The 24,511-nt window shown below is 68.4% G+C and carries 16 protein-coding genes; 5 read left to right on the forward strand and 11 right to left on the reverse strand.

Annotated features, from left to right (window positions below):
* Positions 1-17: 17 nt before the first annotated feature.
* The 7 genes from R2910_11210 to R2910_11240 form a co-directional block, all read right to left on the reverse strand.
* Positions 18-2,039, reverse strand: coding sequence for a TonB-dependent receptor plug domain-containing protein (locus tag R2910_11210; protein MEZ4413543.1), 2,022 nt, complete (start codon positions 2,037-2,039; stop codon positions 18-20).
* Between the two features lie 213 nt (positions 2,040-2,252).
* Entirely contained in the window at positions 2,253-2,636 is a 384-nt protein-coding gene (locus R2910_11215; GenBank protein ID MEZ4413544.1) for a hypothetical protein, read from the reverse strand.
* Between the two features lie 9 nt (positions 2,637-2,645).
* Positions 2,646-5,936, reverse strand: coding sequence for an efflux RND transporter permease subunit (locus R2910_11220; GenBank protein ID MEZ4413545.1), 3,291 nt, complete (start codon positions 5,934-5,936; stop codon positions 2,646-2,648).
* A gap of 10 nt (positions 5,937-5,946) precedes the next feature.
* Positions 5,947-7,113 (reverse strand): efflux RND transporter periplasmic adaptor subunit, encoded by a 1,167-nt coding sequence (locus R2910_11225; GenBank protein MEZ4413546.1) that lies wholly within the window; start codon positions 7,111-7,113, stop codon positions 5,947-5,949.
* 7 nt (positions 7,114-7,120) lie between these two features.
* On the reverse strand, positions 7,121-8,593 hold the full coding sequence (locus R2910_11230) for a TolC family protein (protein MEZ4413547.1): 1,473 nt from the start codon (positions 8,591-8,593) through the stop codon (positions 7,121-7,123).
* Positions 8,590-9,189 carry a helix-turn-helix domain-containing protein gene (locus R2910_11235; protein MEZ4413548.1) on the reverse strand — a complete coding sequence of 200 codons (600 nt, stop codon included), beginning with the start codon at positions 9,187-9,189 and terminating at the stop codon, positions 8,590-8,592. Before R2910_11235 ends, R2910_11230 begins: the two co-directional genes overlap by 4 nt.
* A gap of 144 nt (positions 9,190-9,333) precedes the next feature.
* Positions 9,334-10,893 carry a YifB family Mg chelatase-like AAA ATPase gene (locus R2910_11240; GenBank protein MEZ4413549.1) on the reverse strand — a complete coding sequence of 520 codons (1,560 nt, stop codon included), beginning with the start codon at positions 10,891-10,893 and terminating at the stop codon, positions 9,334-9,336.
* 171 nt (positions 10,894-11,064) lie between these two features.
* On the opposite strand from R2910_11240, the gene R2910_11245 reads away from it, so the two are divergent.
* The gene (locus R2910_11245) at positions 11,065-11,415 is read left to right on the forward strand and encodes a PadR family transcriptional regulator (GenBank protein ID MEZ4413550.1); all 351 of its coding nucleotides are present in this window, start codon (positions 11,065-11,067) and stop codon (positions 11,413-11,415) included.
* Positions 11,412-14,078, forward strand: a complete 2,667-nt coding sequence (locus R2910_11250) for an ABC transporter permease (protein MEZ4413551.1) — start codon at positions 11,412-11,414, stop codon at positions 14,076-14,078. Before R2910_11245 ends, R2910_11250 begins: the two co-directional genes overlap by 4 nt.
* Positions 14,079-14,108: 30 nt before the next feature.
* Here R2910_11250 and R2910_11255 read toward each other — a convergent pair whose 3' ends face one another.
* The 4 genes from R2910_11255 to R2910_11270 all read right to left on the reverse strand — a co-directional run bounded on the left by R2910_11255 (position 14,109) and on the right by R2910_11270 (position 21,509).
* Entirely contained in the window at positions 14,109-15,011 is a 903-nt protein-coding gene (locus R2910_11255) for a DUF2911 domain-containing protein (GenBank protein ID MEZ4413552.1), read from the reverse strand.
* 102 nt (positions 15,012-15,113) lie between these two features.
* Positions 15,114-16,097 carry a DUF2911 domain-containing protein gene (locus tag R2910_11260; protein MEZ4413553.1) on the reverse strand — a complete coding sequence of 328 codons (984 nt, stop codon included), beginning with the start codon at positions 16,095-16,097 and terminating at the stop codon, positions 15,114-15,116.
* On the reverse strand, positions 16,097-17,023 hold the full coding sequence (locus R2910_11265; GenBank protein MEZ4413554.1) for a DUF2911 domain-containing protein: 927 nt from the start codon (positions 17,021-17,023) through the stop codon (positions 16,097-16,099). Before R2910_11265 ends, R2910_11260 begins: the two co-directional genes overlap by 1 nt.
* Before the next feature lie 502 nt (positions 17,024-17,525).
* On the reverse strand, positions 17,526-21,509 hold the full coding sequence (locus R2910_11270) for an ATP-binding protein (GenBank protein MEZ4413555.1): 3,984 nt from the start codon (positions 21,507-21,509) through the stop codon (positions 17,526-17,528).
* An 18-nt stretch (positions 21,510-21,527) separates the two neighbouring features.
* Between R2910_11270 and R2910_11275 the strand changes: the two genes are divergently transcribed.
* From R2910_11275 to R2910_11285, 3 genes are all read left to right on the forward strand, one after another.
* The gene (locus R2910_11275; protein MEZ4413556.1) at positions 21,528-22,181 is read left to right on the forward strand and encodes a creatininase family protein; all 654 of its coding nucleotides are present in this window, start codon (positions 21,528-21,530) and stop codon (positions 22,179-22,181) included.
* Positions 22,181-22,813, forward strand: a complete 633-nt coding sequence (locus R2910_11280; GenBank protein ID MEZ4413557.1) for a hypothetical protein — start codon at positions 22,181-22,183, stop codon at positions 22,811-22,813. The genes R2910_11275 and R2910_11280 overlap by 1 nt, the downstream gene beginning before the upstream one ends.
* Positions 22,814-22,943: 130 nt before the next feature.
* The gene (locus R2910_11285) at positions 22,944-24,509 is read left to right on the forward strand and encodes a TolC family protein (GenBank protein ID MEZ4413558.1); all 1,566 of its coding nucleotides are present in this window, start codon (positions 22,944-22,946) and stop codon (positions 24,507-24,509) included.
* The last annotated feature ends 2 nt before the right edge of the window (positions 24,510-24,511 follow it).

A 24,511-nucleotide genomic window follows, 5' to 3' on the forward strand; every position in this document is an offset into this window, starting at 1 on the left:
GCAGTGGTACCCGCGGGTCAGTGCGGGTGTAGTAGGCGCACCGACACGAGCACGCTGCGTGGGGCGCCGGGGTTGATGTAGCCGGATGCGCGGATATCCGCGTACTGGGTGTCGAAGACATTCAGGAGGTCGACGTCAACGCTGGTGGTGGCGCCGAGTGCCACCGACCCGCCAATGTCGACGACCGAGTATGCCTGCGTCTGTACGCCTGGCTCCCCAATCGGCGTGAAGGGGCCGGTAAACCGGACCAGGGCATAGGTGGAGAGGCCATTCTTCGGGATGAATTCTGCGCCGACGCGCCCGAAGTAGTCGGACACCCCAGGCACCGGATCACCTGGCGCCAGGGGTTCCGTATGAAAGTTCGGCTTCGGGGGGCGGAGGGCAGTCCGGTCCAGCACGACGTTCACCGGGTCCGCCGCGCCGGTGATGGTCGCGTCATTGACGGTCCCCTCGGCCTGCAGCGAGAGCTTGGGGGTAAGCTGCCATGCCGCGCTCGCGGAGATCCCGCGCCGGCGGCTCGTGCCGCTGGCCAGAATCTCGAGGCTGACCGGATCCTTGATTCGTTCATTCGCCGTGTTGAACTGAAACAGCGACACCGTCACCAGGAACGTGCTCGTGCCGTACTCTGCGCCGATTTCGCCGGCCCAGGCAGTCACGAGCGGGCGGTTAGGGTCACCGATGACGCCGACCGGCCCCCGAAACCCGCGGGCCAGGGAGCCCAGGAACCGCAGGCGGCTGGACGCCATGTAACTGGCGCCAAGCTTTGGGCTCAGCATCGGGTCGGTGGCACCCTGCCAGGCGGCGAGTGAATCGAGGCGGTTGTAGCTCTGGTAGTGGACAAGGTCGCCACGAAGACCAAGATCGTACATGAACCGGCTGCTGAGCATGCCGCGCCAGCGAGCGTAGAGGCCGAGCGCCTGGTATCGCCCATCATCCGCCTGCTCGGCCGACACCGGCGTGCGCTCATCGGTCTGATCGAGGGTGTAGGTTGTCCAGTCGGCCCGTCCGCTCAGCCCGACGCTGAACTCCCCATCGCCCTTCACACGGCTGACCTGGGCCTGCATCCCGATGGCGTGGCGATCATCCCGTTCAGCGGTCTGCTGGAGGATGCCGTCCTCGGGCAGGGTCAGGAACACCGTGGACTTCCCCACCTGCCCCCAGAGCTGGGTCTCGAGTGTCGTCAGGGCGTTCAGCGGTATGCCGTACCGCAAGGTGCCGATGTACCGGTCGGCGTCACCGCCGTCCGTCGTGTCTGTCGCAGCCACGAGGTCACCCTGGTTGTACCGGTCCACCGACACGTAGCCGGGAGAGTTCCAGCTGGAGCCGTACCCGTACAGTCCCCCCTCGAGCCTGCCCTTCCCCACCGCACGCCAGCCGCGAAGCACCGTGGTCCCAAGCAGGTAGTCGGCGTTGTCCCGCCACCCCTCCTCCCGCTGGCCCGAGACGGAGAAGAGCGCCCCGGCGGCAGGGTGCCGGAACCCACCCGTGACCCAACCGCGCACGTCGCCGAAGGACGTCACCCCCAGCGACCCCGTCGTCGCATCGGCGTCCGCGGCCGTATACACCTCCACGACGCCCCCAAGGGAGAAGTCCCCGTAGAGGGGGCTCGCCGGACCGTGAATCACGCGGGTGGTGCTGATGGCACCAGGGGAAAGGATGCTCCAATCGGCATAGCCTTCCACATGGCCGTGGATGGGCAGGTTGATGGCCACGCCGTCGAGCACGAGGAGGACGTCGGACGAGTGGTCGGAGGTGAATCCACCGATGACGACATTCGACGCGAAGCCGGGCCCCTGCCCCTGCTGGTGCACCTCGATTCCCGCCGACCGGCCGATGAGGTCATAGGGGTTTGCTGCCGGCGCCCGCTCGATCGTTTCCGTCTTCACCTCGACAGTTGCGACTGGCGGCGCGATGGCGTGTTCCCGCTTCCCCGTCACGACGATCGGCGTGACCGCCGTGACTGTGGTGGTGTCGACCGGTGGCTTGACCGGCTGCTGCGCACTCGCCTGGCCCGTCGCCGCCACGACCAGGCATGCCAAGAGCCCCAGACAAGCTGTCCGGGTCCCTGGCCGTGCGTGGGTGCGGTCTTGAAATGCCATGAATTGCCAGTCCGTCGCCGCCGGCACACCGGCACCCACAAGCGGGACCGATGCCCTGACGGCATGGTGAGACAGTCTCCCCCGGCAAGGGCCGAAGCAGAGCGATGACGGTGTTGTGTGGGGATGGCGATCCTCGGCGCGGACGCGCCGGGGTCAGCCGATGAGCGGTGGGGGGGCGGTCGCGAAGGGCCGGGAGTGCTCGATCTGCAGGATGACGGCGACATCTGTCGTGGCCGAAAGGACCACTGCCGAAAGAGGCGCGATCAGGGCGACCGGCACCACCGTGCCGCTCGACAGGACGGCGGGGGAGGAAACGGCGCAGCTGCCAAGACACTGGCAATTGGTCGGGGCCTCGGGGCGCCTGTCATCGGAGTGCTGGGCCCCATGGTGGGCGTGTCCCTCCCCCGCCCCAGCGACGGCCATGCCGGCCATGTCTCTCGGGCAGGAGTGCAGCAGGGCCGGCGCTGCCATGACCAGGCTGAACCAGACTGCCAGCGCACCCGCGAGGGATCGTGACCAGATGCTCATCTTCCGCATTGGGCCAATCTAGTGCGCGCGGCCGACCTCGTCCACAATCGCCCCGGACTGGGTAGCCAGCTTCGCCCCCCGGATCCGCCGGCCCAGCGCCTCGCGCCAGTCGAAGAAGATCTCGTAGACGGTCGGAATGACCAGCAGGGTCAGCAACGTCGAGGTGAGCACACCGCCGATAACCGCGACCCCCAGCGGCTGCCGGAACTGCGCCCCCTCACCCCGCGCGATGGCGACGGGAATCATGCCCGCGATCAGCGCGAAGGTGGTCATCAGGATCGGCCGGAGACGGATGGCCCCGGCCTCGATCAGCGCTTCCCGGATCGGCATCCCCTTCTCGTGGCTCCATTTGGCAAAATCGATGAGGAGAATCGCGTTCTTGGCGACGATCCCCATCAGGAGGATCACCCCGATCAGGCTCATGATGTTGACGGTGAGTCCGGTGATGGCGAGCGAGAGCATCACCCCCACCAGCGACAGCGGCAACGACATCAGGATCGCCATCGGATCGAGGAACGAGCCGAACTGCATCACCAGGATCAGGTACATCAGCAGCACCGCGACTCCGAGCGCGAGAAAGATGTTGCCAAAGACCTCGCTCTGGTTTTCGGCGTCGCCCCCCTCGGAGTAGGTGACCCCCGGTGGCAGCTGGGTCTGGGCCAGCGCCTTCCGGACATCCGACATCACCTCGCCAGTCGAGCGGCCCTGCGTGTTCCACTCCACGTTGACGACCAAGTCCCGGTCGAGATGGTTGATCACGGCGGGGGCCAGGTCCGACTTGACGCGGACCACCTGCCCAAGAGGCACCGTTCGCGGCGCCCCGTTTGCGCCGCCGGGGATCAGCAGCGGCAGTTGCCGAAGGTCCTCGGCCCGCTGACGCGCCGACGGGGCCAGCCGGACCACCACATCCCGCGTCTCGCCGCTGGGGTCCACCCAGTCGCCGGCGTCGATGCCGGCGAAGGCCGGCCGGAGAGCCTGCGCCACCTGCCCTGCCGTGAGCCCCAGCGCGCCGGCCAGCCCACGATCGAGGTCCACGGTCAATTCGGGGCGCTGTCCCTTGCTCGAGAGGGCAATGTCGACCGAGCCTGGGGTGGCCGCCACCACGGACCTGATCTGCTCGGCGGCGGTGTTGATCGATGCGAGGTCCGGCCCCTTCACCTGCAGCGCCAGCTGTTTGCGCCCACCGCCCATGTCACTGGTAAAGAGGGCCATGTTCACGCCCCCCATCTGCGACAGCTGGCTGCGGATCTCGGCGCCGATCGATTCCGCATCGAGTGAGCGCTCCGACTTCGGCACCAGCTTGACGTACATCTTCCCGACGTCGACCGCGCTTGAACTGGGATCGCCGAGGGTGATGTAGCTGTACATCACGTCCGGACGCGCCCGGATGATGCGGTCGGCCTCGTCCGCCTTGGCTCGGGTGTAGGCCAGGTTGGAGCCGGGCGGCGTTTCGATCTGGACGTTGAACTCCGAGCGGTCGTCGAGCGGCATGAACCCGACGCCCACCTTGTGCCACTCCGGCACCACCAGGAAGAGCCCGATTCCGATGACGGCGCCCGCGACCGTGCCGGCGATGCGGAAAGGCAGCGATCGCTTGCCGGACAGGGCCCAGACACTGATCACCAGCCCGAGGACCAGAGACAGGAAGCCCAGCACGCCGTTCCAGAGCAGGGTGAAGGCGCTGATCATCGACCCGGTGGCGAGCACCACCATGGCGGCGCGGTGGTCGAGCGCCCAGGCGATTACCCCGCGATAGCCCTCCGCCATGCGGGTGAACCAGGCATTGAACTTGTCGAGCTGCCGGGTGATCCAGTTTCGCTTCTCCACCGGCACGTGCGGATCGGGCCAGTAGGCGGAGAGCATGGGGTCCAGCGAGAAGCTGACGAACAGCGAGACGAAGACCGAGCAGGCCATCGTGAGCGCGAAGGGCTTGAACCACTGGCCTCCGATGCCCGACATGAACGCCACCGGCAGGAACACCGCCAGGATCGAGAAGGTCGTCGCCGTCACGGCCAGGCCGATCTCGTCGGTCCCCTCGAGCGAGGCGGTGTAGTGGTCCTTTCCGAGTTCGACGTGCCGGACAATGTTCTCCCGCACCACGATGGCGTCGTCGATCAGGATGCCGATGGCCAGGGAGAGGCCGAGCAGCGACATCGTCTCGAGCTTGAACCCGAACGCCCACACGGCAATGAACGACGCCAGGACGCTGACCGGCAGCGCGAGGCCGGTGATGACGGTGGACCGCCAGGAGTTGAGGAAGAGGAACACCACCAGGACGGTCAGCAGCGCACCCTCGAAGAGCGCTTCCTGCACGTTGCGGACGGCGGCGGTCACGCGGACCCCCGAGTTCTTGACGACGCTGATCGTCACGCCGGCCGGCAGGGTCGCCTCGAGCTCGTGCACCCGGTCGAGAATTTGGGTGGCCACTTCCGTGGTGCTGTACCCCTTGGATTTCTTGATGTCGATGCCGACCGCCTCGGTGCCGTTGAAGAGCGCCAGCGTTCGCTGCTCCTCGATGCCGTCGCGCACGTCGGCCACCTGGCCCAGCCGGATCAGCACCCCGTTCCGCTCGGCCACCACGAGCTGCGCGAACTCCTCGGGGCCGCTGAGCCGGCCGCGGAGCCGGATGGATCGCTCGTCGTACTCGCCCTGCACCCGCCCCACGGGGGCAGCCAGGTTCTGCGCCTGCAGCGCCTGCACCACCTGTCCCACGCTCACCCGCGCCGCCTGGAGGGCGGCGGGGCGCAGTTCCACGGTCAGCTCCCGCTCCTGTTTGCCCGTCACGGTCACTTCGGCGACGCCGGGGATGGAGCGCAGTTCGCGGGTAATGCCCGGGTCCGCCAGCCGGGTAAGTTCGGCGGGGGTGAGCCGCGGGGAGGAGATGGCGAGCGACACGATCGGCCGGTCGGTGTCGTTGAGTTTCTTGATGACCGGCTCTTCCATCTCGGTCGGCAGGTCGTTCCGGATGCCGGAAATGGCATCGCGAATGTCCTGCGTGGCCTCGGGCAGGGGCTTCTCGAAGATGAACTCGATGAGGATGAACGCGAACCCGTCCTCCGCCCGGCCGGTCACCTTCTTGACGCCGCTGATCGAGGCGATCGCCTCCTCGACCGGGTTGAGGACTTCGGTCTCCACCGTTTCCGGCGAGGCCCCGGGATAGGGGACGGCAACCGAGACGTACGGGGGAGCCACCTCGGGGAACTCGTCGGTCTGGAGCCGGATCAGGGCGATGATGCCGCCGACAACCAGCGCCAGCATGGTGACGACGGTGATCGTCGGGCGCTTGATCGCAAAATCGGAGATGAACATGGCGGCGCCCCTACGGGGTGACTGGGGAAGTGGTGCGTTCGGCGACGTCCTGCACCCGGATCGGGGTGCCGGCCGCGATGCCTCGCGAACTGCCGACGACGATGGTGTCGCCCACCGACAACCCCGACACCACCTCGACCAGTTCCGCCACCACGTCCTCGAGTCCCAGGACCACCTCGGTCCGGGCCATCCGGCCGTTCTTGACCTGCGACACGGTGGGCCGCACGCCGCGCAGGTCCACCGCCGCCTTCGGCACCGTCAGCGCCTGGCGCTCGGCGGTGACGACCCGGCCCTCGGCGAACAGCCCCACGACAAGCCGCTGCCCTGGATTGGGAACGGTCACCAGGATGCGCACCTGCCGCGTCGCCGGGTCGACCGAGGGATAGATCCGGCTCACCCGGCCGGTCAGGTCCTGATCGCCGAAACCGCTCACGGTGAATTGCACCGGTGTCCCCACCTTGAGCCCGTCGAGCGACTGGGGAGGCAGCTGGGCCTCGAGGCGAAGGCTGGACGGATCCACGATCGCGAAGAGTTCGGTGCCGTTCTGCACCACGTCGCCAACGCTGACGAGTTGCTCGCTGACGATCCCGGCGAACGGGGCCCGCACGGTGGCGCGGGCGAGCGCGCGCTGGGCGACGACCTGTCGCGCGCTCGCCTCCGCCAGCGAGGCCTCCGCCTGCGCCACCGCAAGCGAGTCCGCTTCGACGGCCCGGGTGGACAGCGCGCCCGCCGCGGCGAGCCGCTGGTCGCGCTCCAGGTTGCGCCGCTGGAGGCGCACGTCGTTCTCGAGGCTTCGCACCAGGGCATCGGCAAACAGCGACTGCTCGCGCGCCGTTTGCGGCTCGATCTGCGCCAGCGCCTGGCCGGCCGAGACCCGTTGCCCGGGCTCGACGTACACCTCGAGGATCGATCCCCCCAGCTCCGAGCGAACCCGCGCATCGCGTTCCGCGCCAAGGGTCCCCGAGATCGGCGGGCCGTCCATCAGGAGCGTGTCCCGGACCATCGCGATGTTCTCCGGTCCAATCACGATCGGAGCCGGCGTCTCCGCCCCGGCGCCCTTGGATGCGTCGCCGCATCCGGTCAGCCCTGCACCCCCGAGGGAGAGAACCGCCAGCGCCATCATGCCACCGCGTGCCGTCATGGTCCGGGCCTTTGCCATCGAGTGAAGTGTCTGCATCGCGCGTCTAACGTCCAGAGGTGGTGGAGGTGCCCGCGAGGGCCTGCGCCGCGGTACCCGCTGAGGTAACCGAAGAGGTCATGGCCGCTGCGCCGTCCGCCGTGCCGAGCGGCAGGTACGGCAGGAGCGCCCGCCGGAACCGCGCCACCTGCATGTCGCGCGCGGCCTGGGCCTGGTTGGCCCGTGCCTGCTCGAGCTGCAGGCGCACGTCCTGGAGTTCGGTCTGGGTCGAGACGCCCTCCGCGTACCGCAGTTCGGCGATCTCGTAGGCGCGGGTGGCCTGCTCGACCACGCTCGCCGTGGCCAGGCTGTTGTCCCGCGCCTCCCGGAGCCGGGCGTTGACCGTCTCGTTGTCGAGCGCCGCCTGCTCCGCGGTGAGCTTGGCCCGCAGCCGCGCCGCCTCGAGGTTGGCCGCCGCCTGCTGGCGGGCCCCGCTGATCCGCCCGGAGGTAAAGAGCGGCCAGTTGACGACGGCGCTGATGGTCCAGTCGTTGCCGAACTGGCTGTTGACCGGGAAGAAATCGCTGCTGTACCCGGCCCGGTTGTAGTTCATGGTCGTGGACATTGTGGGGATCCACTGACGGGAAGCCGCCGCGCTCAGCTGTTCGCTCTGCGCCACGGTTTCCGTGGCGGCCTGCACCACGGCACGCGCCTGGACCGTCGTGTCGGCGCTGGTGATCAGCGCGGCCACGTCCGCGGGCAGGTCGCCGATGTCCGGACTGTCGTCGAGCGGCGTGGCGAGCACGAGCTCCGTGGCGAGCGGGATGTCGAGCAGCTGCTTGAGCCGGGTCAGGGCGATGTCCCGGTTGGCCCGGGCCCGGGTGACGACGGGGATCTGGTTGTCGCGGGACACGCGCGCCCGGAGTTGCTCGAACTCCGACTGGGCACCGACCTCGCGGGCGAGCGTGACATCCGCCAGCGTCTTCTCCGCCTGCGCCAGCGTGAACTCGGTGATGGCCAGCAGCTGCGCGCTGAGGGAGGCGTCGTAATAGGCGCTGGCCACGGTCAGGATCGTCAGCGCCTGCTGCTGCGTCAGCTGCAGCTCGGAGACCCGGCTGGCGGCCTGGCTGGCGCCGAGCTGCGACCACTGACTCAGGTTGAAGAGCGACAGCCCCACGCTCCCACCCAACCGCCACTGGTTCGAGGAGGTAAAGGGATTCGCGATGTCACTCCCACCGCCGGAGAAGAGGTTCTCGTACGGGCTCGCGAGGACACGGGTGTACTGCGGCCCCAGGTTGACCTGGGGCAGCAGCGCGGCGCGGGTCTGCGTCACCGCGCCCTTGCTGCGACGGACGTCGGCCTTGGCGATTCCCACCTGCTCGCTGGCAGGCCGCGCCTCGGCGCGCGCCGAGGCGAGGGTGAGCCGCACGGTGTCGGCCGCCCCGGCCGACACCAGCGCTGCCGAGGGAGTTTGGGCATGCGCGGTCGTGACGATGACCAATCCGAGCAACAGGCTCAGGACGGGTGCGGTGGCTCTCATGGTGTGGTGTGCTCCGGGATGCCAGCTGGCACGCGCAGGGCGCGCAAGAGGACTTCGACGAACAGCGCGGCACAATCATCGAGCGACGGGATGTCCGGGACGAGATCGCGCCAGAGGGCGTTGCTCAGCAGCGAGTGGACCAGCATGGCGGCGCCCCCCTGGAGGAGCATCGGGTCTCCCGCATACAAAATCCCTCGCGTCTCGAGGACGGTGAGAAAGGCGACCAGCTGCGTCATTTCATCACTGGGGTCTTCGCAGATGCGCGGCGCGATTTCCGGCCGCTGCACCGTGTCGCCGAGGATCTGCCGAATGAGCTTCTGGTGCTGATAGAACCGGTGGATGCAGGCCCGCGCCCACCGGTGCAATTCGGGGATCGGATCGGTCGCGTCGGCATTCAACGAGGCACGGCTGTGCCGATCCGCCAGCTCAATCGCTTCGCGCAGGAGGGCGTCCTTGCTCCCGAACTGGCGGAAGAGGGTGACCTCGTTGAGGCCCGCCTCTTCCGCGATGCGCCGGGTGGTGGTGCCGTGGTAGCCAGCCTCGGCGTACACCCGGGCCGCCACTTCGAGAAGTCGATCACGAGAATCGGTTGACATGGGGCACGAAGTTAGAGCGTTCGGCCAGCCAATGCAAGTATGTGCTTACATCACTGATGTGCACAGAACACACCGAAACGCTTAAACTATTACAAGTCAATGTTTTGAAGGACTACCACGGTTGGCCGTCACGCGGACCCTGGCCTAGGCTGCCCCCGCCGATGCCTCCCCAGGGACCCGCCGACGGTCGAGCGTGCGGTATTGGATCGCCTCACCCACGTGTGCCGTATCGAGGTCATCCGCGCCGCCGAGATCGGCGATTGTCCGGGCAATCTTGAGTATGCGGTGGTAGGCGCGCGCGGAGAGTCCCAGGCGTGCCACCGCCCGGCGGAGGAGAAGTTCCACCGGCTCCGTCAACCGGCAGAACCGCCGGATTTCCCTTGCGGTCATGTGCGCGTTGGCGTACAGGCCGGGCAGCGCCGCAAAGCGGTGCCGCTGGCGCTGGCGGGCACCCTCCACGCGGGCCCGCACCGTGGCGCTGCTCTCCTCGGGCGTCGACGAGGCGAGGTCCCGGTAGGCCACCGCCGGCACTTCCAGGTGAATGTCGATGCGGTCGAGGAGCGGGCCGGAGAGCCGGGAGAGGTAGCGCTCCACATGCATCGGGGTGCAGCGACAGCGGTGAGCCGGGTCGCCAAGATAGCCGCAGGGACAGGGATTCATCGCGGCGGCGAGCATGAACCGGGCAGGGTAACTGAGCGTGATGGCCGCCCGGCTCAGGGTCACCGCGCCGTCTTCCAGCGGTTGCCGCAGGACCTCCAGCACGTTGGTGCGGAACTCAGGCAGTTCGTCGAGAAAGAGCACGCCGCCGTGCGCCAGGCTCACCTCGCCCGGCCTGGGTGTTGAGCCGCCGCCGATCAGGCCGGCGTCACTGATGGTGTGGTGCGGACTGCGGAAGGGCCGGACAACGCAGAGTGACTGCCCGGGCGCGAGGAGCCCGGCGACGCTGTGAACCTTGGTCGTCTCCAGCGCTTCCTCGAGCGCCATGCCGGGGAGGATGGAGGGGAGCCGGCGCGCCAGCATCGTCTTCCCTGCCCCGGGTGGGCCGACGAGCAGGATGTTGTGCGCCCCCGCGGCCGCCACTTCCAGGGCCCGCTTGGCCCCCGCCTGCGCGCGGACATCGGCAAAGTCCACAACGTCCGCCGCGCGCTCTGACATCAGCGCTCCGACGTCGATGCGTGTCGGTGAAAGCGAGGGACCGGAGCCAAGGTGCTCGCAGACTTCCGCCAGCGAGCGGGCGCCCCGCACCTCGATCCCCTCCACGACGGCCGCCTCGGACAGGTTGGCCACCGGGAGAATCACTCCCTTGAGCCCGGCCCTGCGCGCCGCGAGCGTCATCGACAGCGCGCCACGCACCGGGCGCAGATCTCCTTCCAGCCCCACCTCCCCGACCACGAGGTGCTCGGCCAGCGCCACCGCGGTCAGCTGTTCGCTCGCCGCCAGGATTCCCAGGGCGATGGGGAGGTCAAACCCCGAGCCGTCCTTCCGGACATCAGCCGGGGCAAGGTTGATCGTGATCCGTTTGAGCGGGAAGCTGAAGCCGGCGTTGACGAGCGCGGCAGTGACCCGCTCCCGTCCCTCCTTCACGGCGCCGTGCGGCAGCCCGACGGTGGCGACGGAAGGAAGACCATTGGTGATGTCCACCTCAACCTCGACCAGGTAGGCGTCGATGCCGAGGACGGCGGCGGAGCGGATCCGGGCAAGCATGGGAGCAGCACCTCCAAGGAGTCGCCTATGCTACCGAACCGGCCCATGCCCAGCGGGATGGTTCGACCGCGGCCGGGAGCCGGAACACGCGAACGCACGGCCCGATCCCGATTGCAACCATTCTTGCCCTGGGGCCGTCCTACCTTTAGTCTGTCTGAAGGAGGTGGACAGATGGCCGATCATGGCGGGGAACTGCTGCAGGGCACGCTGGAGATGCTGGTGCTGAAGACGCTCGCGCTCGAACCCCTGCACGGCTGGGGCATAGCCCATCGGATCCAGGCGCTCTCGGGTGAGGTGTTCCTGGTCAGCCAGGGTTCACTCTACCCTGCCCTGATCCGGATGAAACGCCGGGGACTGGTGCGATCCGAGTGGCGCATGACCGAGAACCGCCGGCGCGCGCGCTATTACGAGCTGACCCCGGCCGGTCGGCGTCAGCTCGAGGTGGAACGGAACAGCTGGCGTCGCGCCTCCGCAGCGATAGACGGCATCCTGAACGCCCAATGGGCCATCGAGGGAGCATGACCTTCATTACCGATGCGATCGAGCGGATCCGGGCACTGTTGTTCCGTCGACGCGAGGAGCGCGAACTGGCGGAAGAATTGCGCTTTCATCTGGAGGAAGAGGCGGAGTACCGGCGCCGGGCCGGACTCGAGGATGGGGCGGCGGTGCGCCAGAGCCGGCTGGCGCTGGGAGGCGTCGAGCGAACCAAGGAGGAGGTGCGCGATGCCCGCGGCACCCGCTGGCTCGAGGACACCCGGGGCGACATCGCCTTCACGCTGCGAACCCTCGCCCACCACAAGGGGTTTGCCGCAGTCGTCATCCTGACCCTGGCGCTCGGCATCGGCGGCACCACCGCCGTCTTCAGCGCCGTGGACGCGGTCCTGCTGCAGCCGTTGCCGTACCAGGACCCGGGGCAGCTCGTCCGGCTGTATGCCTCGAATGTCGAGGCCCCGGACGCACAGAATTTTCTCTCACCAGTGCAGTTCGGTGTGTACCGCGACCAGCTCGAATCGATGGAGTCGCTCGCCGCGCTCCTCACCTACTCGGAGCGCGGGGCGGATATCGGATCGGGCACCGATGCCCACCGGATTCGCCTGCTCTACACCAGCGCCAACTACTTCGACGTCCTCCGGGTGGCCCCCGCCCTCGGGCGGACCCTCCCGCCCGAGGCCGAACGCGGGCCTGGTGCCGGGGACGAGAACGATGCCGCGCCGCTCGTTGTGCTGAGTCACCAGCTCTGGCTGGATCAGTTCCATGGCGACCCAGCGGCCGTCGGCGGCAGCCTGCTGATGAACGGCAAATCCTATCAGGTGATCGGCGTCATGCCGGCGGGCTTCAAGGATCCAATCGCCGACGGCGTCGCGGCCTGGGTGCCCCTCGACCTGAGTTTCGCCAGCGATCCCGGCCAGGCCGGCAATCACTACATCTCGGTCATCGGCCGCCTGCGGCCGGGCGTCCCGCTGGCTGGCGCTCAGGGAGACGTCGATCGCATTGCGCTCCAGATGGCCGCGGACTATCCGGCCATCCAGCGGGAACGGGGGCGGCTCTACCCGCTGAAGGAAGACGTGGTCGGATCGTCGAGCCGGGCCCTCGGCATCATGCTCGGCGCGGTGGGGCTGGTACTGTTGCTGGTCTGCGTGAACCTGGCGAACCTGATGCTCGTCCGCGGCTCTGAGCGCGGCCGGGAGTTCGCAGTGCGGTCGGCGCTCGGTGCGGGAGGTCGTCGCCTCGCACGACAACTCTTCATCGAGAGCCTCACACTCGCGCTGGCAGGGGCGCTCGCGGGGCTGGTCGTCGCCCGCCTTGCGATGGCCGCCATCGTCGCCCTCGGAGCCGGCACCCTCCCGCGGCTCGAGTCCCTCTCGCTAAACCCGTGGCTGTTGCTGTTCTCCCTGGCACTGGCGAGCGGCTGCGCGGTCCTGTTCGGGCTGGCGCCTGCGCTCCGTGCGGCACGCACACAGCCGGGGGACGTCCTGCGGGATCAGAGCCGGTCGAATTCCGGCGGCGCACGGTCGCTGCGAGGGCGGGAGTGGCTCGTCATCTCCCAGGTGGCACTCGCCTTCGTCCTTCTGATCGGTGCCGGGCTCCTGCTCGCCTCATTTCGGCAGATCGGGCGTGTCGACCTCGGTATCACAACAGACAACATCCTGACCTTTCAGCTGAACCTGCCTGACGCACGATACGACTCTACCGCCCGTGCGAGCTTCTTTGATACGTTCGCGGAGCAGGTGGCCGCGCTCCCCGGCGTCCGTGCCGCCGGCGGGGTGTCCAGGCTCCCGGCCACCGGTGCGTACCACCAGTGGGGGACCGTGGCGTTGTCGGGGCCCCTGGTGGGAGATCGAGAACGTGGAAGAACAGGCGCGCAGAACCGCGTGGTGTCCGGCGATTACTTCAAGGCCATGGGCATCCCGCTGCTCGCCGGGCGGACCTTCACCGCGGGCGACGACCAGTCAGCCCCGGATCGCGTGGTCATCAGCCAGCAACTGGCCGAGCGGCTGTTCCCCGGCATTGAAGCCGTTGGACAGCGGCTCAACAGCGGAGGCAGGGACAATGAGGTCATAGGCGTGGTGGGGAATGTGGCGGTCACAAACGAGGGCGAGGCGGACAATTTCGTGTATCACGCGCACCGGCAGTTCGCGGGAGACCGCAACTGGGCCCTGACCCAGGTCGTTGCCACCGACGGCCCACCGACGGCCATGGTGCCCCGCATCCGGGAGTTGCTCGCCGCCGCGGACCCACAGCTGGTCCTGTTCCGCCCCAGCCCGCTCGACGAAGTCATTGGCCGGGGTGCCGCGCAGCGACTCTTCACGATGCGCATCCTGCTGACCTTTGCCGCCGTGGCGCTGGCGCTCGCCGCGCTCGGATTGTTCGGGGTGCTCTCCTATGGCGTCAAGCTCCGCACCAGGGAGTTCGGTATTCGCATGGCGCTGGGCGCTGAACGGGGCACCATTCGCCGGGGCGTGCTGCGTCAGGGCTTGACGGTCGCGGCGTTCGGCGTCGTCCTCGGGCTTGTGGTGGCATTGCCTCTCTCGAGGCTGATGCGAGCCCTGCTCTTCCAGGTCAGCCCGCTCGACCTCCGGGTAATTGCCGGGGCAGTTCTGTTTACCGCCGTCGTCGCCACCGTCGCCAGCTACGTGCCGGCACGACAGGCGACCGCCGTCGATCCGCGAACGGCGCTGCAGTAGGCCTGATGCTCCACCGGAGGGACGCGGGCGCTACGGCACCCGCGTCCCGACCGCCTGGATCGTGTCGTCCTTCCGACGGATGACGAACCCCGTGGCCTTCCCGTCCGCGACCGCAAACTCCGTGGCCAGGCTCGGTACGGCGTCGAACATGTCGCCCTCCTCGATGAACCCGGGATAGAAGGCGTCGTCGCCGATGCTGACCAGGATCGCGTGGTACGGCGCCCCACTGTCGCCCGTCACCTCCCAGTCGAGCATCAGCTTGCCTCCGTCGTACGAGACCTTCCAGGTCTCCTGCGGAGGAGGAGTGGAATCCGGCGCCGCCGCCGTGTCTCTCGGAATCCAGCGCACGGCATAGTCGCCGACATACCGGGGGGCGAGGTTCGCGTCGAGGGTCAGGGGATGCGACGGGGTGACCGCGATGGTCAACCGGGCCGACCGCCCGGCCCAAGCCATCTCCAGGACCGTGCCGGTCGACGACGGCTCGGGGAACGACCAGACCAGGACCTCCGGCCCCGCCACGCTGTCGGGGGTGACCGGAAATCGAATCTGGCTGCTGTCGGGTTTCGGGTGGGCGGTGTGGAACTGCTTCGCCTTCGGGTCGAGAATGACCGTCCAGGTCCCCTGCTCCACCTCCATCCACACCGAGTACTTCCCCTTCGGGACCGCGTGCCCCTCGATGGTGACGTCGTTCGAGACGTCAAGCGTCGTGGCCCAGTTGGCGCCCGGGGTCCAGACCTCCCCCCATTGGACTTCCTTCCCGTAGATCGGGGAGCGGCCCCGTGTGCGTGGCCGGCTGTACTCCACCGTGAGCACCGTCCCGTCGACCGTCTGCGACACGGTGGCCGGTTCGCTTGCACGGACCTGCGACCACCCGTTCGCGGGGAGCGACATCACTCCGACTGCTGCGACCAGCCACATACGGACGTGCGACATCATCCCTCCCAGGGACGTACGCTCCACATCGTGAGACGGGCGGCACAACCGTGACTGACCACGGAAGCGTCGCCCGACAAGACATTCAGATTGGCGCAGGTGCTACTTGATCCGAGCCGCCGACCCCATCACCTGGTCGTCCTCGCCGCGTACCACAAAGCCGGTGGCCGTCCCGTTCTTCACCTCAAACTCGACGACCAGGTCGTTGGCGACGTCGAACACCTCGTCGTCGACCATCGCGCCCGGGTTGAACCAGTCATTGCCGATCTTGATCAACACCATGTGGGACCACTCCGGAAAGATCGGCGGATCCCAGTCGGAGAGCAGCATGCCATCACGATAGACCACGGTCCAGGTCGATGCCTCGGGCATCGGGGGACCCTCGTCCGGAGCGTCGGGGGGCGGCGCCGAATCGCCCGGAGGCGGCTCAGGGCGGGGCGCAAAACGGAACTCATACGTGCCGGTGTATTGCGGCGCCAGCGATGCGGCGAGCGTGAGCGGGTGGGACGGCGGGACGACCACGTCCAGCGGCACCGACCGCCCGGCCCACGCCATCTGGAGCGTCATGCCCGTCGGACCGGTTCGGGGGAACGACCAGGTGAGTACCTCGGGGCCGCTCACGCTGTCGGGAGTGACCGCAAACCGGATCTGGCTGCTGTCTGGCGACGGATGTACCGTGTGAAAAAGCTTCGCCCTCGGGTCGAGGATGACCGTCCAATCCCCTGGCTCAACCTGCATCCACACCGAGTACTTCCCTTTGGGAACGGCGTGCCCGTTGATGGTGACATCGTTCGAGACGTCGAGCGTGGTAGCCCAGTTGGCGCCGGGGGTCCAGACCTCACCCCACTTGACCTCATCGCCGTAAATCGGCGACCGGCCCCGAGTCCGGGGTCGGCTGTATTCGAGGGTGAGCACGGTCCCGTCAATCGTCTGCGAAATCGTCGCGGCTTCGCTGGCCCGAATTTGCGCCTGCACCGGAGCCCCCATCACCAGGAGGGAACTCACCAGCAGCGGCCATCTGCAGCACTTGGTCATCAACACCCCCACGGTGTGGCGGCCCGGATCGCTCGCCCCTACGGCACGCACTAGGGAATCCTCGTGCCGCGCCCGATGACGTTGTCGCTCGGCCCGCGGATGTCAAACCCGGTCGCCCGCCCGTTTACGACGGTGAACTCGAAGACGACGTCGGTCACCACGTCAAACAGGCTGCCGTCCACCATCGCGCCGAGATCGAACCAGTCCTCGGCCACCGGGACGAAGGTGAGATTGTTCCAGACCGGGAACGGAGCCCCGCTCCACTTCCCGAGCAGTCGCCCCTCCTTTGCGGTCACCGTCAACTCGCTCGCATTCGACTCCGCCACCCACCACATCTTGTACCGCCCGACATACCGTTCCCCCACCCCGGCCGCGAGCGGCGGGATCTCGACCGGCGGTACCGTGATGTGCAGCGAGACCGCCTTGCCGGCCCACGCCATCTCCAGCGTCGTCCCCGTCGGCGAGAAGGAGGTGAACGACCAGGTCAGCACATCCGGCCCCTCGATGTCGGTGGGCGTAACCTGGAAGCGGATCTGGGCGCTGTCCGGCTTGGGATGGGCGATATGGAAGAGCTTGGCCCGCGGGTCGAGAATAACGGTCCATTCGGTCGGCTGCACCTCCATCCAGACCGAATACTTTCCCTTCTTCAGGGGATGGCCGTCGATGGAGACGTCGTGATCAACCTCGAGGGTGGTGGCCCAGTTGGCCCCCGGCGTCCACACCTCCCCCCAAGGGATTTGCCCGCCATACATGGGAGACCGCCCCCGCAACACCGGCCGGCTGTATTCGACCGTGATCCTGGTGCCGTTCACCACCTGGAAGGTGCCGCCGCGCTCGCTCGCGCGCACCTGTGCCTCTCCCGCCGACGCACCTGTCAGCAACGCAATTGTCACGACGCTCCAAGCCCTGGTCCACCGCATCGCGCCCTCCCGGGTCAGGTCAACCGTACCGCGCGTCCACAGCTTCGCGGATCTCATCGAGGGACTTTCCAGCCTTGTGGAGGCGGGCGGCCAGACGGCCCTGTCCCTGGCAGATTTCGCAGATGCGGGCCATGCCGGCCCCCTCGTAACACGAGAGGAGAGAATAGAACCCCGGAATGTCCGCGCAGCCGCAGTGACACCGAATCCCGTCGACGATCTGGGGAATCTCGCGAATCGCCTCGAAGGCCGATTGGCACGAGGGATACTCCACCAGTTCGGAATCCGGCAGGACATTCGCAGCCGTAATGCCCGGCCGGGGGGTCGGATGTGTGGGGTCCCCACCCCGTCGACGCGAGGCACCCCAGAGGGGGCCCGCCATGCCGACAGCGGCGGCGCCGCAGCAGGCGGCGAGGAAGTGACGTCGGGAGCAGTTGGAACCGTGCTTCACAAGTCCTCCGCCGGTATGCGTGCGGTATCGTGGGCGAGCGATCGAGGATTGGGCTATTCCTGCAACATACGGCGCGCGCGCGCAAAGCGAAACCGGCGCCCCAGCAAACCGTCAGGCCAGGTCGACGGTGACGACCGTGCCCCGCCCCTCCTCGCTCTCAACCTGCACCGCGCCTCCCCAGCCCTCCACCAGCCGCTTCACAATCGCCAGCCCCAACCCCGACCCGCTGGTCGTCGTCGAGAATCGTGGTTCGAAAATCCTCGGCAACAGCGCCTCCGAAATGCCTCGCCCGTCGTCGTGCACCTCCAACCGTTGCGGCAGTACCTTGACCACGATGTGATGGGCACCGGCCTGCCGGGCGTTTTCGAGCAGATTGACGAGGACTTCCTTCACCTCATCTGGATGCGCCCGACCCCAGGCGGCGGGGTCGGACTCGAGCAGGACTTCGGTTCCCTCCCCGGCCAGCCGGTAGAGGTGAACGACCTCGTTGGCGATCGGCGCCAGCCGCATCTGGTCCGGGGCGATCGTCGGCCCTGACGGGGCGGCGAAACGGCTGAACGCCCGCGCGATGGTGTCGAGTCGCTCGATCTCCGAGAGAATGCGCTCGGAGGTCTCGTCCAGCGCCGACCCGAGCGCCTCGGGCCGTTCCCGGTGGACCCGGCGCAGGTGCTGGATGCCAAGCCGGATCGGCGTCAGCGGGTTCTTGATCTCGTGGGCCACCTGCCGCGCCATCTCTCCCCAGGCCAGCACCCGCTCCACCCGGGACAACTCCGTCACGTCGTTCACGGCAAGCACCGCCCCCCCGATTTCGGGGCCGAGCGGAGCCAGGGCCACGGCGAGCCTTCGCGTGCCGTCCGCGAGCTCCGCCTCCGTGGGTGCCGAGTCCGGCTGAGCCAGGAAGGCATCCACCGCCACCACCAGTGAGGGCCACTCGCCGCGGAGCGCGGCGTTGAAGTTCGCCCCCAGCGCGAGGGGGCCACCGAGCAACTCCTCGGCGCGCGGGTTGGCCACCATCACTTCGCCGCCCGGCCCGATGCCGACGACCCCGGTGGAGACCGTGGCAAGCACCGCCGCCGTGGTGCGCCTCGACTCCTCCAGGGCGATCCGACTCTGCCGGATGTCCTGTGTCATTCGCGCGAACGCCGCAACCACCGGCTCAAACTCCAGGGGCGGAGGAGCCGAGCTCCTGGGTTGCGGTTCGCCCCGACCGAGGGCGAGCGCCGCGCGTCGCAGGTCTGCGACGGGCCGGGCGAGTGCCTCGGCAACCCCGCGGGCCGCGGCCACGGCGGCGGCCAATCCAAGGACGGTCGCCAGCAGGAGAAGCCAGCCGAGGTCGGCCTGGCTTGCGGCGAGACGGGTCACCTCGGCGCCCCGGGGGGCAGCCAGCACCACGAGCTGGTCTCCCCGACCGGGACGCTCGACCCGGTAGCCCACCCGGCCGCCGCGACCGAGCAGCGGTTCGTCGGCGGCCGATTCGACTTCGCCGTCGAACGCCATGACCTGAAAGGCCGCGGCATCCTGCAGCGGCGCCAGGATCGCCAGGTCCGCGAGCACCGAATCGGTGGCGGCGATCCGCGCCCCACCCCGGTACACGGCGAGGTCGGAATGGAACCGCCCCGCCAGACGGTCGAGCGCCGCCCCCGGCGGCACCGGGGCGGCGGTCGGGTCGGTCGAGACCGCCACGACGTCCCGCAGCACCTGCGTGATGGCGTCGTCCCGTTGCCGGGCTGCCTCGGTGTTGAGCCGTGAAAGCTCCCAGACCGAAAAGCCGACGGCTGGAACGAGGAAGAACCCCGAGAGGGCGATGGCCACGCGGACACGGAAGGAACGCCGGAGGCGCTGCCAGCTCGGGAGTGCGGGTGGCATGCCGGCGATGGCCTCGGCGAGCAGCCAGATCAGTGCGAGCACCACGGCATCGAGCACGACAACCAGCGCGCCACGGACCAGCAAGGGGAACGGGCCGCGCAAGTCAACGTCGGCGTGGGCGCCGCGCACCCCGTCAGGCATCTGCACGGCGCGCTCACCGTGGACCGACCACCCTTCCCGCCGCCACCGGAGGCGCCGTGCATCCGGCGTCAGCCCGGGGGTCGGTGGCGAAAGCGCCATCCGGTACGACGGCTGTGCCAGCGCCGTGGGATCGAGGAGCGAGCCGAGTCGGTCGGGGACGAGCAAGTTGGTCTTCGGCCCGATGGAGACGGTCAGCAGGTCCTCCGAGGCCAGCCGAAGCGTCAGCACCTGGTAGACCCCCGGTACACCCCGCACGGTGGAGATCCGCATCGAATCGCCGAGCGGCAGCCCGGTCGCCAGGGCCGCCACCGAATCCTCCGGCAGATCAAGCGAATCGAGCGCGAGGGTGGCGGAGACCGTGCCATCCGGCCGCCGGAGCGCAAGCCGGACTGGATACCCAGCCAGATCGGTCCGCGCCTCCAACCACCGAACGTAAAGTTGCGACGCGTTTTGCGGCGCCGGCGTTTCCCGGAGCCTGGCCCCAGCGCGATCGAGCAGCGGGACCACGACAGGATCCACGCTCGGGCCCTGGCGCATGGCATCCTGCTGCGCGGCCTCCAGACGGCTGTCTGTGATAGCGCCCCACGTCAGCAACGCGGCCGCACTGCCCGCCACCGTGGCAATGCCGATGATCGTCACCATCCGCGCGGCCGGCCTCGTCACCAGCAGCAGCCCGGGGAGCCAGAGGAAGATGTACCACCCCTCCCAGCCGGTACCCGGCTGCCAGACGTACAGGCCCGCTGCCGCCGCAACGATCGTCAACGCCATCCCGATCCCGACCGCCATCGGCGAGCCGCTCCGGTCGGTCGTCCCTCGGAGGAGCGCCGCCGCGATCACCGCGGGCGCCATGGCGGCCAGGGCAAGCGTCAGCTGCCAGCCGAGCCAGAGGCCGAGCGAGACGCCCGCGGCCGGAGGCGTGATGCCGCGCGAGAAGTAGCGCAACACGACGGGAGCCACGAGCAGGAGCAGGATGCCCACCGGAAGGGAGAACCACCGGCGACGCAGGGGACGGTTCCAGAGCGCCACGGAGAGGAGCGTGCAGAGGAGGGCCAGGATCGCCAGCGAGCCCGCCGAACTTCCCATCGGCCCGAGCGCGGGGCGGTAGAACGACATCGGGGAGAAAAAGTCCTCGAGGCCCAGGAGGGAGCCGATCGGCGCCCGCGCGAGAACCCCCACGCCGAGCGCGAGCACCGCATACCGTGTCACCGCGGTCGCTGAGACGACCACGATGAGGATGAGGGCGAGCAGCAGAACGCAGGCCGTGACCCGGGCGCCCTTTTCTCGCGCCGCCGCCGTGGCCTCCTCGAGGACCGGCGGCACCGGCTGCACGCTGAAGAGCAAGCGGGGGCCGGCGGTGGTGGGTTCCGAATAATCGAAGACGTCAGGCGTGTCCGGCGCAGTGCCGACCGGATACACGCGGAGCCCGACGCCCGTCCGCGCCCGGAAGTCCTCCGTCACGGATTGCACCCGTTCCGGGACCGCCGAGGAGGCCCAGACCACGACGGAGCCCACGGCTCGCCGCTCGAGTGGCGCCTCGCGGGTGACCTCGAGCACCAGGTAGAACGGGTTGTCCGTGGTCGACACCGGGCGGCCGTCGCCCTGTGGGGCCAATCGATGCGAGCCTGCCCATGCCTGGACCTGGCCGGCTTCGTCAAGCAGCGCGACGCCGGCCTCCAGGTCGGTGTGGCCCACCGCGTGTTCGAGCGCCGGGAAGGTTGCCTGCAGATTGGAGGGGGCGGCGCTCGCTTCATCCGCGAGGCGGTTCGCAAGCAGGTACGCGGCGTGGAGGTCGCCGGCCAGCCGGTCGGTGGCCCGGTCGACACGCGACTGCTGGATCGTTGACCAGTGGGTCTCGAGTTGCGCGAGTCGCCACTCGGTGATCAGCGGGATGAGGGCGAGGAGGGCGAGCGCCGCGCCGACCACCCGGGTCCGCCAGCCGCTCCACGGGCGGCGCACCCAGAGGGCGAGGGCCGCGCTGAGGCATGCCACGAGCACCCACCCGAGCGTCGGCGTGCGCAGCCATTCCCCGGCGGCGATAACCGTCAGGGCGGCCGACGGCAGCCACCAGCGATGCGGGGAGGGGTTCACCCGCGTATTATACGCAGGATGAGTTCGACTTTGCCCTGCCGGCTCAAGGAAATGCTCCCTGCCGAGGTGGAGCGCTGCCTCGCCCGCCGGCCGACGCTGATCCTGCCGGTCGGATCCACCGAGCAGCACGGCGCCCACCTCCCGCTCGGGATCGACACGATTCTCGTTGAGCGGCTCGCGGACGACCTCTCCGCGCGCTTTGGGGTCGTGCGAGCCCCGGCGGTCGAGTACGCAGCCAACCGCGACCCGCATCGCCCCCTGCCGGGGAGCGCGCCACTGGGGCGGAAGACCCTCCATCGTCTCATGAACGAACTGGTGGAGGCGTGGGAGCTTGGGAGCGGTGTGTTGGAGTTCATCATCCTCACCGCGGAAGGGCACGAAGCCCACCAGGAGGCCCTGAGCACCCTTCTGGTCAAGAATGCAAAGGTTCAGGTTGTGGACATCTTCTCGCTCGATTTTGGCTCACTGCTCGAGGAACCGGGCATGCCGGCCCACGGCGGGGAACTCGACACCTCACTCCTGATGCACCTCGCGCCGCACCTCGTGCGCATGGAAGTTGCGGTGGATACACCTCGCGCGATGCCCTCGCTGTCGACACCCGAGAAGGGGGCCCGCCTCTACAAGTTCATCCTGGACCGGATTGCGGTCCGTTGCCTGCACCAGGAGTCGTGATGCGAATCTGGCACCTGCTGCTCTGCGCCCTCTGCAGCGCGTCCGTTCTCAGCGCCCAACAGGCTGACCGGGGAGTCTTCAGCATCCAGCGGGGCGAAACGCCGCTGGGACGGGAGGAGTTCACCTTCCAACCCGCCGCCGACACGAGCGGCGGGGGCATGCTGGCCTCACTCGCCCGCTACCCCGCCACCGCTCCGACGGTCCAGATCCAGGCCATGCTTGAGCAGGGTCCGGGGGGAGCGGTCGTCGCCCTCCAGATCGACACCCGCAGGCCGTCGGGAGTGAATCGTGTCCTCGGCGCGGCGCTCAAGGACAATCTCACGATCCGCCATTCGACCTCGGCGGCGGAGACCGTGCGCGAATACCCCCGGGCGGCGGGCATCGTCATTCTCGACGACAGCGTCTTCGCCCTGTACCAGGTCGTGGCCCGACGGGCCACGGCGGCGGGCGCGCGCATGCAGGTGCTCTTTCCAAGGTCGGGCCGCCGCGGGCAGCTCACGGCCACCCTCTCCGATCCGAAGACCATCGATCTTACCGGAGCGGTCGGCGGTACCCTCACCGTTGATGCCTCAGGCCGGCTGATGCGCGTCGTACTCTCCGACGGACTCACCGCGATTCGCCAGTCGAAGTAGCGCCCCCTTCGTAAGTCGTTATTTCGTAGTATCTTCCCTCCAGTTCGTCCCAAGCTGAAACTCAACCTGTGCCCCCTCCGTAGGGGGCGCACGATCTTCTCTCTGGCCTGACGACACTGGGGATTACTTCATGACGCATTGGAAGCGGTTGCTCGCGCTCGGCCTTTTCGTTCCGAGCCTGGCCCTCGCCCAGCAGCCCACGACGCCAACGGCGACACTGGAACCGGCCCCGACCGCCGGCATTTCGCTCCAGGACGCCATCAGTTCCGCCCTGGCCAAGAATCCCGGCTACCTCCAGTGGCTCAACAATGAGAGCCCGGCAAACCTCGCGGTGAAGAGCGCCTATGCGAGCTTCATCCCGAGCGCGAGTGTCTCGGGTGGCTTCAACTACACCGGGTCCGGCTCCTCCAACTTCGGCGGTACGAACGTCGTCAAGACGTCGGCGTCGGTCGGTTCCAACTACAGCATCGACCTCAATTGGACGCTCGATGGCCGCGTGCTGAACACCCCCGGCCAGACCCGGGCCAACCTCCGGGCCACCAAGGAGCAGATTGCGGCGGCCAACGTCCAGCTCCGCGCCGCGGTGAACACGGCGTACCTGAACGTGCTGCAGACCAACGCACGCATCGAGGTGGTCACCCAGCAGGTCGCCCGGAACCGCGTGTTCCTCGACCTCGCGAAGGCGCGCTACCAGGTGGGACAGGCGACGATGCTCGACACCCGGCAGGCCGAGGTGACCCTCGGCCAGTCGGAAGTGGACCTGCTGGTGGCCAGGCAGCAGAACGCCGACGCCCGGCTGGAACTCTTCCAGTTGATGGGCGTCACCGCGCCAGAGGGGTTCGAGACCATCGCCCTGACCGATTCCTTCCCGGTGACGGAGCCCTCGTACTCGCTCAACGACCTGCTCAGCAAGGCGTCAGAGGTGAATCCAAACCTCAAGGCTGCCGTGGCGTCGGCCGACGCGAGCGGGTACAACCTGAGCGCCGTCAAGAGCGAGTATTTCCCGTCGCTGCGGGCCAGCGCCAACTGGAGCGGCTACACGCAGGAGTACACCGACGATCAGTCGCTGGTGAACCAGGCGTACGCCAGCGCGAGCGGCGCGGCGGCCAACTGCACCTTCCAGAACCAGATCATCCAGGGCCTGACCTACGGCCCGGGCGGGATTCCCGGCCAGCCGAATGGCGGGATCATCCCCGACTGTTACGCCTATTCAGGGTTGAACGCCACAGGCACGGCGCTCGATCCGATCGTGTCCCAGCAGATCATCGACAACAACAACACCTTCCCGTGGAACTTCACCACGCAGCCGTTCCAGATCTTCGCCGGCATCTCGCTGCCGATTTTCAACGGCCTGCAGCGTGAGACCCGCGTCTCCCAGGCCAAGGCCCAGCGGGACGACGCCACCGAAGAGGTGCGGGCCCAGTCCCTGCTCGTCCGGAGGCAGGTGACGAGCCGCTACCTCGCCATCGGAGCCGCCTACCAGGCGATCGGCGTCGCGGAAGAGAACAAGGCCGCCGCCGCCGACCAGCTCCGGCTGGCGCAGGACCGGTACCGGCTCGGCCAGGGCACCGCGCTGGAACTCTCGGACGCCGAGGGTGCGGTGCAGCGCGCCGATGGAACGTATGTCGACGCCATCTATGGTTATCACAAGGCCGTGGTCGCGCTTGAAGAGGCGGTCGGGCAACCCCTTCGTTAATC

The organism is Gemmatimonadales bacterium (assembly GCA_041390145.1).
GTDB lineage: Bacteria > Gemmatimonadota > Gemmatimonadetes > Gemmatimonadales > GWC2-71-9 > SPDF01.

Bases quoted from the DNA above. Each gene is read 5' to 3' on its own strand.
- R2910_11215 (MEZ4413544.1), bottom strand. From the start codon at position 2,636: ATGCGGAAGATGAGCATCTGGTCACGATCCCTCGCGGGTGCGCTGGCA.
- R2910_11220 (MEZ4413545.1), bottom strand. From the start codon at position 5,936: ATGTTCATCTCCGATTTTGCGATCAAGCGCCCGACGATCACCGTCGTC.
- R2910_11225 (MEZ4413546.1), bottom strand. From the start codon at position 7,113: ATGCAGACACTTCACTCGATGGCAAAGGCCCGGACCATGACGGCACGC.
- R2910_11230 (MEZ4413547.1), bottom strand. From the start codon at position 8,593: ATGAGAGCCACCGCACCCGTCCTGAGCCTGTTGCTCGGATTGGTCATC.
- R2910_11235 (MEZ4413548.1), bottom strand. From the start codon at position 9,189: ATGTCAACCGATTCTCGTGATCGACTTCTCGAAGTGGCGGCCCGGGTG.
- R2910_11240 (MEZ4413549.1), bottom strand. From the start codon at position 10,893: ATGCTTGCCCGGATCCGCTCCGCCGCCGTCCTCGGCATCGACGCCTAC.
- R2910_11245 (MEZ4413550.1), top strand. From the start codon at position 11,065: ATGGCCGATCATGGCGGGGAACTGCTGCAGGGCACGCTGGAGATGCTG.
- R2910_11250 (MEZ4413551.1), top strand. From the start codon at position 11,412: ATGACCTTCATTACCGATGCGATCGAGCGGATCCGGGCACTGTTGTTC.
- R2910_11255 (MEZ4413552.1), bottom strand. From the start codon at position 15,011: ATGTCGCACGTCCGTATGTGGCTGGTCGCAGCAGTCGGAGTGATGTCG.
- R2910_11265 (MEZ4413554.1), bottom strand. From the start codon at position 17,023: ATGAGATCCGCGAAGCTGTGGACGCGCGGTACGGTTGACCTGACCCGG.
- R2910_11275 (MEZ4413556.1), top strand. From the start codon at position 21,528: ATGAGTTCGACTTTGCCCTGCCGGCTCAAGGAAATGCTCCCTGCCGAG.
- R2910_11280 (MEZ4413557.1), top strand. From the start codon at position 22,181: ATGCGAATCTGGCACCTGCTGCTCTGCGCCCTCTGCAGCGCGTCCGTT.
- R2910_11285 (MEZ4413558.1), top strand. From the start codon at position 22,944: ATGACGCATTGGAAGCGGTTGCTCGCGCTCGGCCTTTTCGTTCCGAGC.